Origin of the sequence: Azospirillum oleiclasticum (genome assembly GCF_013423485.1) — a bacterium.
Classification (GTDB): domain Bacteria; phylum Pseudomonadota; class Alphaproteobacteria; order Azospirillales; family Azospirillaceae; genus Azospirillum; species Azospirillum oleiclasticum.
Genome location: NZ_JABFFR010000023.1, coordinates 109,942 through 126,263, shown reverse-complemented (window position 1 = coordinate 126,263; position 16,322 = coordinate 109,942). Strand labels below are relative to the sequence as shown.

Annotated in this window: 15 protein-coding genes; 5 read left to right on the top strand and 10 right to left on the bottom strand. The window is 69.6% G+C overall.

Features of this window, described 5'->3' with window-relative positions:
• Window position 1 precedes the first annotated feature (1 nt).
• The 6 genes from HL658_RS22160 to HL658_RS22135 all read right to left on the bottom strand — a co-directional run bounded on the left by HL658_RS22160 (window position 2) and on the right by HL658_RS22135 (window position 7,206).
• Complete coding sequence (locus tag HL658_RS22160; RefSeq protein ID WP_180283090.1) at window positions 2-1,336, bottom strand: DUF1329 domain-containing protein; 1,335 nt, start codon at window positions 1,334-1,336, stop codon at window positions 2-4.
• 64 nt (window positions 1,337-1,400) lie between these two features.
• A complete protein-coding gene (locus HL658_RS22155; RefSeq protein ID WP_180283091.1) occupies window positions 1,401-2,480 on the bottom strand; it encodes a sn-glycerol-3-phosphate import ATP-binding protein UgpC in 1,080 nt (359 codons plus the stop codon).
• Between the two features lie 3 nt (window positions 2,481-2,483).
• Entirely contained in the window at window positions 2,484-3,332 is an 849-nt protein-coding gene (ugpE, locus tag HL658_RS22150; RefSeq protein ID WP_180283092.1) for a sn-glycerol-3-phosphate ABC transporter permease UgpE, read from the bottom strand.
• Window positions 3,329-4,213, bottom strand: coding sequence for a sn-glycerol-3-phosphate ABC transporter permease UgpA (gene ugpA / locus HL658_RS22145; RefSeq protein WP_180283093.1), 885 nt, complete (start codon window positions 4,211-4,213; stop codon window positions 3,329-3,331). The genes ugpE and ugpA overlap by 4 nt, the downstream gene beginning before the upstream one ends.
• Window positions 4,214-4,258: 45 nt before the next feature.
• Complete coding sequence (gene ugpB, locus HL658_RS22140; RefSeq protein WP_180283094.1) at window positions 4,259-5,575, bottom strand: sn-glycerol-3-phosphate ABC transporter substrate-binding protein UgpB; 1,317 nt, start codon at window positions 5,573-5,575, stop codon at window positions 4,259-4,261.
• 170 nt (window positions 5,576-5,745) lie between these two features.
• Complete coding sequence (locus tag HL658_RS22135) at window positions 5,746-7,206, bottom strand: hybrid sensor histidine kinase/response regulator (RefSeq protein WP_180287662.1); 1,461 nt, start codon at window positions 7,204-7,206, stop codon at window positions 5,746-5,748.
• Between the two features lie 281 nt (window positions 7,207-7,487).
• Between HL658_RS22135 and HL658_RS22130 the strand changes: the two genes are divergently transcribed.
• Window positions 7,488-8,201, top strand: coding sequence for a M48 family metallopeptidase (locus HL658_RS22130; RefSeq protein WP_180283096.1), 714 nt, complete (start codon window positions 7,488-7,490; stop codon window positions 8,199-8,201).
• A gap of 43 nt (window positions 8,202-8,244) precedes the next feature.
• A complete protein-coding gene (locus HL658_RS22125) occupies window positions 8,245-9,471 on the top strand; it encodes a multidrug effflux MFS transporter (RefSeq protein WP_180283097.1) in 1,227 nt (408 codons plus the stop codon).
• On the opposite strand, the gene HL658_RS22120 is transcribed toward HL658_RS22125, so the two are convergent.
• Window positions 9,413-9,919 (bottom strand): MgtC/SapB family protein, encoded by a 507-nt coding sequence (locus HL658_RS22120; RefSeq protein ID WP_180283098.1) that lies wholly within the window; start codon window positions 9,917-9,919, stop codon window positions 9,413-9,415. The genes HL658_RS22125 and HL658_RS22120 overlap by 59 nt on opposite strands.
• A gap of 457 nt (window positions 9,920-10,376) precedes the next feature.
• Between HL658_RS22120 and HL658_RS22115 the strand changes: the two genes are divergently transcribed.
• The gene (locus HL658_RS22115) at window positions 10,377-11,510 is read left to right on the top strand and encodes a type III PLP-dependent enzyme (RefSeq protein WP_180283099.1); all 1,134 of its coding nucleotides are present in this window, start codon (window positions 10,377-10,379) and stop codon (window positions 11,508-11,510) included.
• A gap of 220 nt (window positions 11,511-11,730) precedes the next feature.
• On the opposite strand, the gene HL658_RS36660 is transcribed toward HL658_RS22115, so the two are convergent.
• Together HL658_RS36660 and HL658_RS22105 are read right to left on the bottom strand one after the other, a co-directional pair.
• On the bottom strand, window positions 11,731-11,949 hold the full coding sequence (locus HL658_RS36660; RefSeq protein ID WP_211109814.1) for a DUF1127 domain-containing protein: 219 nt from the start codon (window positions 11,947-11,949) through the stop codon (window positions 11,731-11,733).
• 285 nt (window positions 11,950-12,234) lie between these two features.
• On the bottom strand, window positions 12,235-13,401 hold the full coding sequence (locus HL658_RS22105; protein ID WP_180283100.1) for a pyridoxal phosphate-dependent aminotransferase: 1,167 nt from the start codon (window positions 13,399-13,401) through the stop codon (window positions 12,235-12,237).
• Window positions 13,402-13,560: 159 nt separating this feature from the next.
• Here HL658_RS22105 and HL658_RS22100 point away from each other — a divergent pair, with 159 nt between their 5' ends.
• Together HL658_RS22100 and HL658_RS22095 are read left to right on the top strand one after the other, a co-directional pair.
• Complete coding sequence (locus tag HL658_RS22100) at window positions 13,561-14,250, top strand: HAD family hydrolase (protein WP_180283101.1); 690 nt, start codon at window positions 13,561-13,563, stop codon at window positions 14,248-14,250.
• Window positions 14,247-14,585, top strand: a complete 339-nt coding sequence (locus HL658_RS22095; protein ID WP_180283102.1) for a cupin domain-containing protein — start codon at window positions 14,247-14,249, stop codon at window positions 14,583-14,585. The genes HL658_RS22100 and HL658_RS22095 overlap by 4 nt, the downstream gene beginning before the upstream one ends.
• Window positions 14,586-14,607: 22 nt before the next feature.
• Here HL658_RS22095 and HL658_RS22090 read toward each other — a convergent pair whose 3' ends face one another.
• Entirely contained in the window at window positions 14,608-16,320 is a 1,713-nt protein-coding gene (locus tag HL658_RS22090) for a caspase family protein (RefSeq protein WP_180283103.1), read from the bottom strand.
• Window positions 16,321-16,322: the final 2 nt, after the last annotated feature.

Here is a 16,322-nt window from a genome sequence, read left to right as displayed (position 1 = left end):
GTCAGCGCCGCCGAGTGGTCGTTCGCAGGCTTTCCGGGGCGAAGGCGTCGGCGGTCATCGGCTTGCCGAACACCGGCGGCGGCCCGTCGTTGTCCAGCCCGTTGATCACGTAGCGGTTGCCGGACAGGTCGTAGGTGATCTCCATGGTCGGGGCGAAGACCGGCACCTGGCTGTAGGTCATGCCGTGCGCCTCGGCGTAGCGGGCCAGCGTGCCGTCGGGCGCGTAATGCTCGGCCATCACGATCTGCCAGGAATCCTCGTCCAGATAATAGGTGCGTTCGGGGAAGGGGTGGCTGAAGCCGGGCTTCAGCTTCGCGTCCACCACCCACAGCCGGTGCAGCTCGTAGCGCAGGAAGGCCGGGTTGGGGTGGGCGGCCCACAGGAAATCCTCGGGCGTCAGGTTTCCCGCCTCCAGCCGGTTGGCGTTGTAGGGGGCGTACATCGACCGCCGTCCGACCAGCGTGACGTCGAACCGGTCGAGCATGCCGCTGAACATGTCCAGCATGTCGGCGGTGCGGACGCCGTCGGTCGTCGGATCGGGGGTGTCGTAGGCGAAGTCGGGCGCGCGCAGCACCTTGGTATCGCCGGGCGGGCGGAACCAGGCGGCGCGCGGGCGGCGGATCGGGTCGAGCGCGTCCTGCAGGATCAGCACCCCGCCCGCCACCTGCTGCGGCTCCAGCCCGCTGCGCTTGAGGTAGAGGGCGGCTGGCGCGTCCGCGGCCAGGGAATAGGCGGGGAACCACTCCATCCGGTAGCGGCTGAGCGCCAGATTGCCGTAGCTGTCCGGCACCACCACCCCGTCCAGCGCCGTCACCGTGCCGCCGCGCCAGCGCAGCAGATGGTTCCACATCGCCTCGGCACCCGATTTCGGCTGCGGGAAGGGGATGCCGACGCGGGCGTCGCGCACCACCAGCCCGTTCTCCACCAACCGGGCGGTCTTCGCGTTCTCCGCCGTGGCGTCGTAGATCCGCTGGGGGGCGGCGGCGGTGCGGCGGGTGACGTAGACCGGCACCTCGAAGCTGGGATGGCGCTTCAGCAGCTCCTGCAGCCCGACCGACAGCCGCACGCGGTAACGCTGGAGATCCGCCGGCCCCACCGTGAACCAGCGGGGATCCTCGAAGAAGGGGTCGGGGTGGCGCTGTCCATCGACGTAGCCCTTGACCGGCGCCGTCAGCCCGCCGGTCCATTCGGGGATGAAGCGGTTCTGGTCCCCGGCCCGGATGGCGCCGAAGGGGGTGAGCTCGGGCGGCGGCTCCTGCGCCGTGACGGGCCCTGTCAGCAAACCAAGCGCGACCAGCGTGCCGGCAAGGCGGAGGGCGAGGAAGGATGCGACCATGACAAGGGACCGGTGCGGGGAAAGCTCCCCGCATCATCGCGGTTCCGGACGCCCGATCAACCCCTCACTCCGCCAGCCGCCGCCCCGTCTCCCCGTCGAACAGGTGGATGGCGTCGGCCGGGGCCGACACCTCCAGCGTGTCGCCGGTGGTGCAGGAGGGCAGGCCCGGCTGGCGCACCAGCAGCGTGTCGCCCTCCGCCAGACGTCCGTGCACCACCGTGTCGGCGCCGAGCGCCTCCACCAGCTCCACCCGCAGACGAAGGCGGGGGCCGGCGCCGTCCGAGGCCGGGCCCAGATGCTCCGGTCGGATGCCGAGCTTGACCGGGTGCCCGGCCCCACCGGGAAGGGCGCGCGGCAGGTCGAGCCGGTGCCCGCCGTGCAGTTCCACCGCGGTGCCCGAGGACGACAGCGCGCCGTCCAGGATGTTCATGGGCGGCGAGCCGATGAAGCCGGCCACGAACAGGCTGGCAGGGCGCTGGTAGACCTCCAGCGGCGTGCCCACCTGCTCCGCCACCCCGCCGTTCATCACCAAGATGCGGTGGGCCAGCGTCATCGCCTCCACCTGGTCGTGGGTGACGTAGAGGCTGGTGATGCCGAGCCGGTCCTGGAGCCGCTTGATCTCCACCCGCATCTGGGTGCGCAGCTTGGCGTCCAGGTTGGACAGCGGCTCGTCGAACAGGAAGACCGCCGGCTCGCGCACGATGGCGCGGCCCATGGCGACGCGCTGCCGCTGCCCGCCGGAAAGCTGGGAGGGACGCCGTTCCAGGTAGGAACCGAGTTCCAGGATGGCCGCGGCCTTGTCCACCCGCGCCTTGATCTCGGCCTTGGGCAGACCCTGGATTTTCAGCCCGTAGGCCATGTTGTCGTACACGCTCATGTGCGGGTAGAGCGCGTAGTTCTGGAACACCATGGCGATGTTGCGATCCTTCGGCTCCAGCCGGTTGACCACCCGGCCGGCGATGGCGATCTCGCCCTCGGTGATCTCCTCCAACCCCGCCACCATGCGCAGCAGCGTGGACTTGCCGCAGCCGGACGGACCCAGCAGCACCAGGAACTCCCCGTCCGCCACGCTGAGATCGACGCCCTTGATGGCCTCGACCGCGCCGTAATGCTTGCGGACCTGCCGCAGTTCAACCGTTGCCATGGGTCACTTCTCGCTGTCCACGAGGCCTTTGACGAACCAGCGCTGCATCAGCACCACCACCAGCACCGGCGGCACCAGCGCCAGGATGGTGGTGACCATCACCATGTGCCATTCCGTCTCGGCGTCGGCGAAGGAGATCATCTTGCGCAGCGCGATGATGATCGTGTTCATGTCGTTGCTGTTGGTGACCAGCAGCGGCCACAGATACTGCGTCCATCCATAGATGAAGAGGATGACGAAGAGGGCCGCGATGTTGGTCTTCGACAAGGGCAGCAGGATGTCCTTGAAGAAACGCCAGGGGCCGGCGCCGTCGATGCGCGCGGCCTCCACCAGCTCGTCGGGGATGGTCAGGAAGAACTGGCGGAAGAGGAAGGTGGCGGTGGCCGACGCCATCAGCGGCACCGTCAGCCCGGCGTAGGTGTCGATCAGCCCCAGATCCACCATGACCTTGTAGGTCGGCATGATGCGCACCTCGACCGGCAGCATCAGCGTGATGAAGATCATCCAGAAGAACACCATCCGCAGCGGGAAGCGGAAGAAGACGATGGCGTAGGCCGACAGCATCGAGATGACGATCTTCCCCACCGCCACCGCCAGCGCCACCACCGTGGTGTTGGCCAGCAGCAGCGAGACATCGACCCCACCGATCCGCCCCAGCCCGCCGAACAGCGCCTGCCCGTAATTTTCCAGGAAATGCGGTCCCGGCCACAGCGGCATGGGCGGGGCCAGGATCTCCGCGATGGTCCGGGTGGACGCCACGAAGGTGTAGTAGATGGGGAAGGCCACGATGACGATGCCGGCGATCAGCGTGAAATGCGCCAGCAGGGTTCCGACCGGACGGCGCTCGATCATGCGTAATGCACCTTCTTCTCGACGTAGCGGAACTGCACCGCCGTCAGCCCGATGACGATCGCCATCAGGATCACCGACTGGGCGGAGGAGGATCCCAGGTCGAGGTTGACGTAGCCGTCGTTGAAGACCTTGTAGACCAGCGTCTCCGTCGCCTTGGCCGGGCCGCCGCCGGTGACGGCGTGGATGATGCCGAAGGTGTCGAAGAAGGCGTAGACGGTGTTGACCACCAGCAGATAGAAGCTGACCGGCGACAGCAGCGGGAAGATGATGGACCAGAAGCGGCGCCACGGCCCGGCCCCGTCGATGGCCGCCGCCTCGATCAGCGAGCGTGGGATGGCCTGGAGCCCGGCCAGGAAGAAGATGAAGTTGTAGCTGACCTGCTTCCACGCTGCGGCCACCACCACCAGCAGCATCGCCTGGTCGCCGTCCAGCAGCGGATCCCACGCCACGCCGGCGCGGCGCAGCAGGAAGGCCAGCGTGCCCATCGCCGGGCTGAACAGGAACAGCCAGAGCATGCCGGCCACCGCCGGAGCCACCGCGTAGGGCCAGATCAGCAGCGTGCGGTAGACGCCGCGCCCCTTGACCACCCGGTCGGTCATCACCGCCAGCAGCAGCGCCGCGGCGAGCGCGGCGACCGCCACCGACAGGCTGAACACCACCGTGACCCGCAGCGAGTGCAGGTAGTTGGGGTCGGTCAGCACGGCCCGGAAATTCTCCAGCCCCACGAAGGCGCTGGACAGGCCGAAGGGATCCTCGCGGTAGAGCGACTGCTTCACCGCCTGGAAGGCGGGCCAGAAGAAGAAGACCGACGTGATCGCGATCTGCGGCGCCAGCAGCAGATACGGAAGGACCCGGTTGGGGAAGGTGACGCGGCGTTGCATGGCGGACGCCCCTCCGCCGGGCGGGCCGGCGGAGGGGACTGTTCCTTACTGCTGCACCGCCTTGGCGGCCGTCTCGATGGCGGCGTTGGCGCGTTCCACCGCGCGGTTCAGCGCGGTCTTGGCGTCCTGCTTGCCGGCCAGCAGCGCCTCGATCTCCTCGTTCTCGATGTCGCGCACCGCCGGCATGTTGACCAGACGGATGCCGCGCGAGTTGTCGGTGGGCTGCTTGGCGATCATCTGCAGGATCGGCTGCTCGCGGCCGGGGTTCTTCTCGTAGAAACCGTCCTTCTTGGACTGCTCGTAGGCGGCGAAGGTGACCGGCAGATAACCCGACACCTGATGCAGCCGCGCCTGCACCGGGGTCTGCGACAGGAAGGTGAAGAACTTGGCCACACCCTTGTAATCGGCCGCCGGCTTGCCGGCGAACACCCACAGGGAGGCCCCGCCCGGCACCGTGTTTTGCGGCGCGCCGGCCGCCTCCGGGTAATAGGGCAGCGGGCCGGTGGTGAACTCCATGCCCGACTTGATCATGTCGCCGATGCCGCCCGACGATTCGGTGAGGATGGCGCATTCGCCGGACAGGAACTTGTTCTTCGCCTCCACAGTGCGGCCGCCATACTGGAAAACGCCTTCCTTCTGCAGGGTGGCGATGCGGTCCCAATGGTCGACGAAGATCGGCTCGTTGATCTTCAGCTTGGGCGTCAGGCTGTTCAGCCCGTTGGCGTCGGTGGCGTAGGCCACATTGTTCCAGGCCGCGAAGTTCTCCAGCCCGATCCAGGTCGGCCAGGTCGTGGTGACGCCGCAGGCCCAGCCCGACGCCTTGATCTTGCGGGCGGCGTCGAACACCTCGTGCCAGGTCTTCGGCAGCTTGGCGGGGTCGAGCCCGGCCTGACGCAGCGCCTTCACGTTGTAGTAGGCGATCGGCGAGGAGCTGTTGAAGGGGAAGGACAGCAGTTCGCCCTTGCTGGTCGAGTAGTAGCCGACGATGCCCGGCAGGTAGTTCTTGATCTCGAAGGTCTCGCCACCGTCCTTCATCACCTCGGCCACCGGCTTGATGGCGGCGCGCGCACCCATCATCACGCCGGTGCCGACGTCGAACACCTGGATGATGTGCGGGGCCTGGCGGGCGCGGAAGGCGGCGATGCCGGCGTTCAGCGTCTCCGGATAGGTGCCCTTGAAGACGGGGACGACCTTGTAGTCGGACTGGCTCTCGTTGAATTCCTTGGCGAGCCGCTCGACCGTCTCGTTGTTGGCGCCGGTCATGGCGTGCCACCACTGCAGCTCGGTGGCGGCCTGGGCGGAAAGGGTGGTGACGGCGAACGTCAGCGCCGACGCCGTCAGCGCGGCCTTGAAGCGGATCATGGGTGCCTCCCTGTGTGGGGTCTCTCGGGGCGCACGCCGACCGCCATCCGGCCCTCACGCAACGCCGCCCTGCCCCGGCTGCATAGGGGTACAGCATTGCCACGACGTGACGGTTTTGTGAAGCTTTGTTGACGCAGGAAATGGTTGCGGCGGCGGCGTACGCGGTCGCGTCACGCGGCTCCCGCCGCTGCGGCTTCCATCGCAGGCGGCAACGCCGCCAAGCTGCGGGCGATGATGGCGCGCAGGACCGCCGGGTCGAAGGGCTTGTGGACCAGCCGGAATTCGGCGGCGTTGACCAGACGCAGGCGCTCCGGATCGGTGTCGCCGGTGACGATCACACCGGGGATGCGCAGGCCCAGCCGGCTCCACAGCGTGCGGATCACGTCCACCCCCGTCTCCGGCCCGGAAAGGCGGAGGTCGGACACGATGATGTCCGGCAGACGGGTTGCCGCCTCGCGACACGCCTCGGCAAGGCCGCGGGTGGGGAGCGCACGGTACCCCCAGTCGCGCAGCAGCATGACGATGCCTTCGAGCTGCATGGGATCGTCCTCGACCACCAGCACGGTGCCCTGCGCCGGCGGCTCCTCCTCCGCCGGCTGGTGCTGCGGTGCCGGCCCGCGCGCCACGCCAGCCAGCGGCAGCTCCACGGCGAAGACCGAGCCGTGCCCCGGCCGCGACCGCACCGACAGGGTGGCGCCGAGCAGGGCGGCCAGCCGCTGCGCGATGGCCAGCCCAAGCCCCAGGCCGTGCCGCCGGTCGCGGGCGGGGTTGCCGAGCTGGTGGAAGTCGTTCCAGATCGCGTCGCGTTCCGACTCGGGAATGCCGCAGCCGGTGTCCCACACCTCCAGCCGCAGGCTGCCGCCGCGGTGCCGGCCGCCGATCAGCACGCCACCCTTCTCCGTGAAGCGCAGGGCGTTGGCGATCAGCGGGCGCAGCAGGCGCTCCAACAGGGCCGCGTCGCTCACCACGTCGCAGCCGGTGGGGTGGACGCTGAAGCGCAGCCCCGCCTTGTCCGCCTCCGGCTGGAACTCGTCGATCAGCCGGCCGAGCACATCGTCCACCGGCACCGGGCCAAGCTCGGCGGTGATCAGCCCGGCGTCCAGCTTGGTGACGTCGAGCAGGGCGCGCAGCAGGACCTCCGCCGCCTCGATGGACTCGCCAAGTCGGGCCGCCATGTCGAGCGCGCCGGAATCGGTCAGCTTGGCCGACAGCAGGTGATGAAAGAGGTGCATCGCCTGGAAGGGTTGGCGCAGGTCGTGGCTGGCGGCGGCCAGGAACTTGCCCTTCGCGGCGCGCTCGCGGGCGGCCTCCGCACGCGCCTCCTCCGCCTCGCGGCGGGCGGCGTCGAGCGCCTCGGCACCGACGCGGGCGCCGACCGTCACCGCCCAGACACGCCCGTCGGGATCGAGCACCGGGGCGAAGCGCAGGGTGCGGCCGGGCAGCAGGCCGGACACGGAAGCCGGGTGTCCGGTGGACGCGCAGCGGCGGACATGGCCCTGGAAACGCTCCGCCAGCACCGGCGCCATGCCGCAACCATCCAGGGCGCACCCCTCCAGCTCGTCGCCGATCACACCGACCGCCTCGGCGAACATCCGGCTCGCGACCAGAATGCGGCCACCGGTGTCCAGCAACGTCAGCGGTTCACCCCCGGCCGAAAGGAGTACGCCAAGCATATGCTCGCGTGACGCCATAGTCCCTTCCGGATATCGCTCTTGAATAGGGTTCGACACAACGATTCCTGCCAGGGCTCGACTTGACGATCACTACCGCTGGACGGCGGTCTCCTACCAAAGTGACACAAAAGCCCCGGGATGCAACAAATTCGGATTGGTTATGTCGTTTGGCGGACGGCTCATCCTCCGGTTCCGACAGGCACTGGCCGACCCGCGGAGCAGCGGTCTATAGTGCGGCCATGACATCCCGCCGCGCCGCACGCAGTCCCCGCGCCCTGTTGATCGCCGGCCTGCCCGCCCCCCTGGAGTTGAGGGAGAGCACACGCACGCGCCGGCTGACCCTTCGGGTCGATGCCGGGCGCGGGCTGATCCAGGTGGTGGTGCCGCCCGGCCTGCCGGAGGCGGAGGTGCGGCGCTTCGTCACCCGCCACGACGGCTGGGTGCGCGACCGGCTGGCGGCGCTGCCGCCGCAGCTTCCCTTCGCCGACGGCGCGGTGGTGCCGGTGCTGGGGGTGGACCATGTGATCCGGCACAGCACCGGCCACAGCGGCGGCACCCGGCGCGAGGATGGTGCGATCCTGGTCGGCGGCCAGCCCGAACATCTGCGCCGGCGCGTGCTCGACCACCTCGTCGCCGAGGCGCGGCGGGAGCTGGCGGCCCGCGCGCGGGAGAAGGCGGCGCTGATCGGCGCCCGCGTGGCCGCGGTGACGGTGCGCGACACCCGCAGCCGCTGGGGAAGCTGCTCGGCGACCGGGCGCCTCTCCTTCTCGTGGCGGCTGATCATGACGCCGGAGCCGGTGCTCGACTATGTGGTCGCGCACGAGGTGGCGCATCTGAAGGAACTCAACCACTCCCCGCGTTTCTGGGCCGTCTGCGCCGGCCTCACCCCCGACGTGAAGGGGCCCCGCTCCTGGCTGAAGACCAATGGGGCGCGGCTGCTGCGCTACGGGTAGACCGTCCTCCCCCGCCCGTTCCGGAACGGCGTCGATCCGAGCCATGCCCCGCCCAGACTCCGCCCTCGTCCGCGTGCTGCTGACCGCGCTCGTCGCCTTCGGGCCGCTGTCCACCGACCTCTATCTGCCGGCCCTGCCGACGCTGGTGACGGTGTTCGGCACCGACGTGCCGTCGGTCCAGCTCACGCTCAGCGCCTTCCTGGTCGGCTTCGCCGTGGCGCAACTCTTCTATGGTCCGGTGTCGGACCGCTTCGGCCGGCGCCCGGCGCTGATCGGCGGGGTGTCGCTCTACATCCTGGCCAGCCTGCTCTGCGCGCTCGCCGCCTCCATCGAGGCGCTGGTCGCCGCGCGGCTGTTCCAGGCGCTGGGCGCCTGTTGCGGGCCGGTGGTGGCGCGCGCGGTGGTGCGCGACGTGTTCGGCCGCGACCGGGCGGCGGGGGTGCTGGCCTACATGGCGATGGCCATGGCGCTGGCCCCGGCGGTGGGGCCGGTGCTGGGCGGGCTGCTGACGGAGGGGTTCGGCTGGCGCGCCACCTTCCTGCTGCTGACCGGATTCGGCGTGCTGGTGCTGGCCAGCGTCCTGCTGCTGCTGGAGGAGACCAACACCCACCGCGACCCCGACGCGCTGCGCCCGGAGCGGCTGCTCGGCAACTATCTGCTGCTGCTGCGCGACCGCGGCTATCTCGGCTTCATGTTCACGGTGGCCTTCGCCTACAGCGGCATCTTCGCCTTCATCTCCGGCTCCTCCTTCGTGCTGATCGGCCGGCTGCACCTGTCGCCGGTCGCCTACGGGCTGAGCTTCGGGTTGGTGGTGATCGGCTACATGGCCGGCAGCTTTCTGGCCGGGCGCTACACCGCGCGGCTGGGCATCGAGCGGATGATCCGGCTGGGGACGGGCTGTTCGCTGGCGGGCGGTGCGATCGGGGCCGGGCTGGCGGCGGCCGGGATGGAGACCCTGCCTGCCATCCTCGTCCCGATGTTCCTGTTCATCCTCGGCACCGGGCTGACGCTGCCCAACGCCATGGCCGGCGCCGTCGGCCCCTACCCCACCATGGCCGGCCTCGCCTCGGCGTTGCTGGGCTTCGTGCAGATGGGGGTGGCGGCGCTGGTCGGCATCCTGGTCGGCCATCTGTCGGATGGCGCCTCGCTGCCGATGATGGGCTCGGTGGCCGCGGTGGCTTTGCTGGCGTGGCTGAGCGCCCGCGGGATGGTCAGGGCGCGTCCTCCTCGTCCGGATCCTCCGGCCCCGTCCGCTTCCGCTCGCCCTTGAACAGCCAGCGTTCCAGCGGCGACAGCACCAGCATCACCATCAGGCTGAGCCCGAGCGCGATGAAGGCGATGACGTGGTAGCCGGCGCCGCAGGCGATGCCGAGCGCGCCGGCCATCCACACCATGGCGGCCGTGGTGGCCCCGCGCACCGTGCCGCCGGACTGGATCATCACCCCGGCGGCGATGAAGCCGATGGCCTGCGCCAGCCCCTGGATGACGCGGGTGGGATCGACGTCGCCCGGCTGGCCGCGGGCCGTGGATTCGGCCAGCATCTCCAGCGCCACCAGGGTCGTGGCGGCGGCGCTGAGCGCCACCAGCGTGTTGGTGCGCAGCCCCGCCGGCTTGCCCCGCGCCTCGCGGTCCAGCCCCAGCAGGGCGCCGCAGACCAGCGCCAGAACCAGCCGCGTGACGACCGTTTCCGGCCCCAGATCGTCGAGCGATCCACCCATGCCACCCCCATCCCGGCATCGCGTCCAGGTGCCGGAACGGCACCCGGAATTTTTCACAGGTGGGTGCGATTTTCCTCTTTAAACCCCGCCCCATTCGATCTATGTACTGCGCCACTCGCAAGCGCACGTGCCGCTGGCCCGCCCTCGCTTTCCCTAAGCGACTGTGGTTATGCAACGACGTAACGCGTGATTTCCCGACCGTCCCTTAAGCAAGGCGGCGATTTGGAGGTTACGATGGTTCATGTTGTTGTCGGTGGGCCTTTGAAGCCCACCAGGCTCCGAAATCATCCCGTCTGCACGTACCTGGTAACACAGGCCCCGGAAAAGACGACGTCCAGTATGAGCGGCCTGAACGCCTGACCATCTGACGGTCAAGTTTGCGTGTTCGGCCGCTTAGACTCCGACTCTGCCCAAAATCCGTCGTCGCCACCCAGCATCTTGCGTCCGGGAGACTGAGATGACCGAGAAGATTGCGCGCTTTTTCGAAGAGCAGCGCCCGCAGACCCCGTGCCTCGTCGTCGATCTCGACGTGGTCGAGCGCAATTACAACGATCTCAGCGAAGCCCTGCCGGACGCGCGGATCTACTACGCCGTGAAGGCCAACCCGGCCCCGGAGATCCTGTCGCTGCTGAACCGCCTCGGCTCCGCCTTCGACACCGCGAGCGTGCCGGAGATCGAGATGGTGCTGGCCGCCGGCTGCACGCCCGACCGCATCTCCTACGGCAACACCATCAAGAAGGAAGCGGACATCCGCCGCGCCTTCGAGCTGGGCGTGCGCCTGTTCGCCTTCGACAGCGAGGCGGAGCTGGAGAAGATCGAGCGCGCCGCGCCCGGCGCCCGCGTCTTCTGCCGCATCCTGACCAGCGGCGAGGGGGCGGAGTGGCCCCTGTCGCGCAAGTTCGGCTGCGACCTGCCGATGGCGCGCGAACTGCTGCTGAAGGCCCGCGACATGAACGTCGAGCCGTGGGGCGTGTCCTTCCACGTCGGGTCGCAGCAGAAGGACCTGACGCAGTGGGACATCGCCATCGCGCAGGTCGCCATGCTCTTCCGTGACCTGGAGGCGCACGGCGTCGATCTCGGCATGATCAATCTGGGCGGCGGCTTCCCCACCCGCTACCGCTCCGACGTGCCGGCGTCCGCCGCTTATGGCGAGGCGATCTTCCACTCGCTGCGGCAGCATTTCGGCAACCACCTGCCCGAGGCGATCGTCGAGCCCGGCCGCGGCATGGTCGGCAACGCCGGCGTCATCGAGAGCGAGGTCGTTCTCATCTCGCGCAAGTCGGCGAACGAGCGCAAGCGCTGGGTCTATCTCGACATCGGCAAGTTCGGCGGTCTGGCCGAGACCATGGACGAGGCCATCCAGTACCCGATCGAGACCCCCGTCGACCACGACGAGGAGACCGAGCCGGTGGTGCTGGCCGGCCCGACCTGCGACAGCGCCGACGTGCTGTACGAGAAGACCGAGTACCATCTGCCCCTGTCGCTGAAGGTCGGCGACCGCGTGCGCATCCGCGCCACCGGCGCCTACACCACCACCTACAGCGCCGTCTGCTTCAACGGCTTCTCGCCGCTGCAGTCCTACTGCATCTGACCTGATCGACCCTCTCCCGCCCCCGGCGGGAGAGGGAGGGACCCGCGAAGCGGGAGGGTGAGGGCAAGGGTCTTCCCGAGAATCCCAGCCCTCACCCTTCCCACGCCATGGGCGTGGGCCCCTTCCCTCTCCCACCGGAGGCGGGCGAGGGTGTGAAACAGAAAAAGGGCCGCCCCCTTTCGGGAGCGGCCCTTTTGCATTCGCAGCCGGGTCGGGCGCTTTACGCGCGCCAGAAGGGCTTCGACACTTCCTGTTCGACGTCGGACTGGGACAGACCGATGTCGTGCAGCACGCGCTCGTCCAGACGGGCCAGTTCGCGGCGGGTCACGGCGCGCTGATGCCAGGTGGTGAACATGTCGAAGAAGCCGTCGAGACGCCGCGAAACGCCGACGCCGAACAGGCCGTGGCCAGCAGGGGCCGTACGCAGAGCCGTCGCCATGATGATGATTCCTTGAGTTTGTCTTGTTCGTATCTTTCCGCGGAAGGCCGCCGGCCCCTGGGGGCGCCGCCATCCGCTGACAGAAAGATAATTACGCTCCCCTACCCCATTTGACCACCCACGGCTTTGTATGGCCGCCCTGTGCCCAATCGATGACTGGCCCTGGAATAATCACAGGCATGTTGCCCAAAAACAACGCAAGACGATGGGTCGATCAATCAGCAAATCATCAGCTTATCTGACGATCCTAGTCTTGATGATCACTTCGTCTTGCCTTCCTCCCACTCAGGACAGCACCGGCGCCATGCGCGCAAGCGCGGTCTTCAGGCTCTCCAGCCGGCTGGCGAAGCACAGGCGCAGCGCCCCGTCGCCGCCGGCCCCGAAGGCGGTGCCGGGGGCGAGGCCAACGCCCGCCTCGTCGATGATGCGGCGGGCGAGCGCCATGCTGTCCGGCTCCCCCTCCACCTGGAAGAAGGCGTAGAAGGCGCCGGCCGGTGGCTGCACCCGCACCCGCGGCAGGCTGCCCAGGATCGCCATGACCTGATCGCGGGCGGCGCGGCAGCGCTCCACCAGCTCGGCCACGAAGGGCTCGCCCTGCTCGATGGCGGTGAGGCCGGCGAGCTGCACGAACTCCGCCACGCCGGAGTTGGAGAACTGGATCAGGTTCTCCAGCACCGGCCCCAGCCGCGCCGGCGTCACCATCCAGCCGAGCCGCCAGCCGGTCATCGACCAGTTCTTGGAGAAGCTGTTGATGACGATCAGCCGGTCGTCCGGCTCCGACACCTCCAGGAAGGACGGGGCGGCCGGGCGGTCGTAGACGAGACGGGCGTAGACCTCGTCCGACACCACCCACAGGCCGCGGGACCGGGCGAACTCCATGAGGCGGGCCATGTCCGCCTTCTCCATCACCCATCCCGTCGGGTTGCCGGGGGAGTTGACGAAGATCGCCTTGGTGCGTGGGCCGCAGGCGGCGAACAGCGCCTCCAGATCGAGCGTCCAGCCCTGGTTGCCCAGCGTCATCGGCACCTGGACCGCGGTGCCGCCGGCCACCCCGACCGCCGCGCTGATGTTCGGCCAGACGGGGGAAACGACGGCCATCTCGTCGCCGGGGCCGACCAGCATCTGCGCCGCGACCATGATCGCCTGCATGCCCGATCCTGTGACGGTGATGCGCTCCACCGGCACGGACACGCCGTGCACCCGGCCGAGATAGCCGGACAGCGCGGCGCGCAGCTCCGGCAGGCCGCGCTGGACCGTGTAGAAGACGCGCCCGTCGCGCAGGCCCTTCACCCCGGCCTCGACGATCGGGGCGGGGGTGGGCACGTCGCCCTCCCCGAACCACAGCGGGATGAGGTCGCTGCGGCCGAGACTGCGGCCGTAATTGGCGATCTCCACGATCGGGCTGGCCGGAAGGGTGGCGATGCCGGGGCGGATGTCGAACTCGGGAAGCATGACGGGTTTTCCGGTGTGGGGAACGGCTGGCAGTCTACGCGCCACTCTAAGCGAAGGCACGGTGCGCAAAAAAGGCCGCCCTCCCCCGCCCTTGCGGCTGGACACCCCGGCGGCGGCGGCATAGCTGTTGGCGCACCGAACGGCTGCGGGGGTCCGCCGATGATCGACACCATCGCCTTCGACGGCGACGACACGCTCTGGCACAACGAGTCGCTGTTCTCCATGACGCAGGACCGCTTCCGCGCGGTGCTCGCCCACGCCGCCGACCCGGCCGACATCGACCGCCGCCTGCTGGAGACGGAGCGCGCCAACCTCGGCGTCTACGGGTACGGCATCAAGGGCTTTGTGCTGTCGATGATCGAGACGGCCGTGGAGCTGACCGAGGGGCGCATCGCCGGCCGCGACATCCAGCACCTGATCGATTTTGGCAAGGCGATGCTGGAACACCCGGTGGATCTGCTGGACGGGGTGGAGGAGGCGCTGGCCGCCTTCGCCGGCCGCCGGCTGTTGCTGATCACCAAGGGCGACCTGTTCGACCAGGAGAGCAAGATCGCCCGCTCCGGGCTGGCCGAACGCTTCACCGCGGTGGAGATCGTCAGCGAGAAGGACCGGGCGACCTACGCCCGCATCCTGGCCCGTCATGGGGTGGAGCCCGGCCGCTTCCTGATGGTCGGCAACTCCGTGCGGTCCGACATCCTGCCGGTGCTGGAGGCGGGCGGGCGCGCCGTGCACGTCCCCTACCACATCACCTGGGCGCACGAGCAGGCCGAGCCGCCTGCCGACGGCTACCGCCGCATCGCGTCCTTGCACGAGCTTCCCGCCCTCGTCCGGTCACTGGAGGACTCATGAACCTCGTTCCCCTGCCCGACGTCCAACCGGAGGAGGGCGGCCCCGCCCCCGACCGACTGCTGTCCGGCGACCCGCGCTTCACCACCTGGAATGCCTACGAATCGGCGGACGGCAAACGCTTCGCCGGCACCTGGCGCTGCACCCCCGGCGCTTGGCGCATCGTCTACGACGAGTGGGAGTATTGCGAGGTGCTGGAAGGGGTCGGCGTCATCACCCACAGCGACGGCCGGCGCTGGACCCTGAAGGCCGGCGACCGCTTCGTGCTGGAGCCGGGCTTCACCGGCTCCTGGGAGGTCGTGAAGACGATGGTCAAGCGCTACGTCGTCGTGCTGTAGGCCGCCATCCGGCCGCGCTGGTTCAGCGGGCGGTGGTCTCGATGAAGATCACCGATTCGGCGAAGCGGCCGGGGTTGGCGTCCATCCAGGCGGCGATCCGGGCGACGAGCGCCTTCGCCTGGCTGCGGCTGAGGGCGGTGTAAGGACCGTTCCGGGGCACCAGCTCGTCGAGGAAGGGGGGCTTGCTCGTAAAGGCGATGGCCTTGATGAGGTCGGTGCCGAAGGGTGCGGTCACGTAGAAGCTCTCCTCCCCGGTCGGCAGGCGGAGCCGGCCGTTCGCCCCGACGCGGGCGGCGCGCGTGGTCTGGTTCGGCAGCAGAACGTTGACCGACCCGTCGGAGGAGGCCGCGATCAGCAGGAGGTGGGCGTCCTGCCCGGACTCCACCGTGTAGGAGAGCTGCTCCCCGTCGCTGAAGCGCACCCGGCCGTCGCCGGTCGACAAGGCCAGACGGAAGCCGCCGGCCGCGCGCCCGAGCAGCAGCAGGTCGCTGTTCTCCGCGATCACCCGCAGCGACTTCACAAGGTCGCCGACCGCCGCCGGCGCCTCGCGGCCGGGTCGGGGAGCGCCGGAGCCGGCCGCGGGTGCCGCCACCGCCACCGCACGGCGGGAGAAGGCCCGCTGCCGCGACGCCTCCGCCAGGGCGGCATTCTGCAGGGTCAACCGCAGGGTGTCGTCGCTTCCACCGACGAACAGCACGTCCGCCTCGTCCGGCGAGGCCACGAAGCCGACCAGCGCCTTGGGGATGTCCTTTTCGATGCGCTGGCGGATGGCCGCGGTGTCGGCGATGTCGCGGAACCCGACCATCAGGGCGCGGCGCACGGGGGCGCCGCCGGGTGCCGCCGGCACCGCCGCAACGGCCGGGGTCGGGGCGGGAGTGGCTGCCGGACGCGGGGCCGCGACCGGGGACGCCGAAGCCGGGGCGGGTGCCACCGCACCCGCCCCCGCCGGCCGGGCCAGCCAATGGCTCGTGGTGCCGAGTGAGGCGTAGACGAAGGGCTTCTGCCGCCCGCCCGTCGCCGCCTGGACGCTGTCGCGCACGCGGTCGAACAGGACGCGCAACTCCAGCTCGGGGTTCTCGATGTGCTCCAGCAGCGCCGCCGTGTAGGGGCTGTGCCGACCGGTCCCGTCGGCCGCCACCGCGTTCGCCTCGGTGGCGAAGGCGACCAGCATGTCGTTGCCGCGGGTGACCCGCGCCATCCCGCGCGTCGGCACGCCGCGCAGCCCGAGTAGCCGCGCCACCTCCGCGGCGAAGGGGTTGTCGCGGCAGGCGTCGAGGATGGCGACGCGCAGGGCCCGCGCGCCGCCCGTGCGTTCCAGCACCTGGTCCAACGACAGGGCGGTCCCTTCCACATCCTGCAGCCGGGTCAGCGCGAAATCCGTCGGCAGCAGGTAATTGCGACCGCCGATCTGCAAGCCGTGGCCGGCGTAGAAGGTCAGCACCGTCGCCGGTCCCTCCGTCCGGATGGCGTCCTCGGCCTGCTGCATCAGGCGGCCCATCCCGGCGTGGTCGAGGTCGTAGCCGTCCACCACGCGGTAGCCCAGGCGCCGCAGCGCCGCGGCCACCGCCTCCGCGTCGCGGCGCGCGTTGGGCAGGGGGGCGCCGTTGCGGTAGGCGCCGTTGCCGATGACGATGGCCAGCCGGTCCGCTGCGGCCTCCGCCACCGCCGGCCACACCACCAGAATCGTCAGGACCAGAAGCCGCAGCAGCCCCGTCATCGCGTATCCCCGGTTCATGC

Bases quoted from the DNA above. Each gene is read 5' to 3' on its own strand.
- HL658_RS22115 (WP_180283099.1), top strand. From the start codon at position 10,377: ATGACCGAGAAGATTGCGCGCTTTTTCGAAGAGCAGCGCCCGCAGACC.
- HL658_RS36660 (WP_211109814.1), bottom strand. From the start codon at position 11,949: ATGGCGACGGCTCTGCGTACGGCCCCTGCTGGCCACGGCCTGTTCGGC.
- HL658_RS22130 (WP_180283096.1), top strand. From the start codon at position 7,488: ATGACATCCCGCCGCGCCGCACGCAGTCCCCGCGCCCTGTTGATCGCC.
- ugpB (WP_180283094.1), bottom strand. From the start codon at position 5,575: ATGATCCGCTTCAAGGCCGCGCTGACGGCGTCGGCGCTGACGTTCGCC.
- HL658_RS22125 (WP_180283097.1), top strand. From the start codon at position 8,245: ATGCCCCGCCCAGACTCCGCCCTCGTCCGCGTGCTGCTGACCGCGCTC.
- HL658_RS22160 (WP_180283090.1), bottom strand. From the start codon at position 1,336: ATGGTCGCATCCTTCCTCGCCCTCCGCCTTGCCGGCACGCTGGTCGCG.
- HL658_RS22095 (WP_180283102.1), top strand. From the start codon at position 14,247: ATGAACCTCGTTCCCCTGCCCGACGTCCAACCGGAGGAGGGCGGCCCC.
- ugpA (WP_180283093.1), bottom strand. From the start codon at position 4,213: ATGCAACGCCGCGTCACCTTCCCCAACCGGGTCCTTCCGTATCTGCTG.
- ugpE (WP_180283092.1), bottom strand. From the start codon at position 3,332: ATGATCGAGCGCCGTCCGGTCGGAACCCTGCTGGCGCATTTCACGCTG.
- HL658_RS22155 (WP_180283091.1), bottom strand. From the start codon at position 2,480: ATGGCAACGGTTGAACTGCGGCAGGTCCGCAAGCATTACGGCGCGGTC.
- HL658_RS22100 (WP_180283101.1), top strand. From the start codon at position 13,561: ATGATCGACACCATCGCCTTCGACGGCGACGACACGCTCTGGCACAAC.
- HL658_RS22090 (WP_180283103.1), bottom strand. From the start codon at position 16,320: ATGAACCGGGGATACGCGATGACGGGGCTGCTGCGGCTTCTGGTCCTG.
- HL658_RS22120 (WP_180283098.1), bottom strand. From the start codon at position 9,919: ATGGGTGGATCGCTCGACGATCTGGGGCCGGAAACGGTCGTCACGCGG.
- HL658_RS22105 (WP_180283100.1), bottom strand. From the start codon at position 13,401: ATGCTTCCCGAGTTCGACATCCGCCCCGGCATCGCCACCCTTCCGGCC.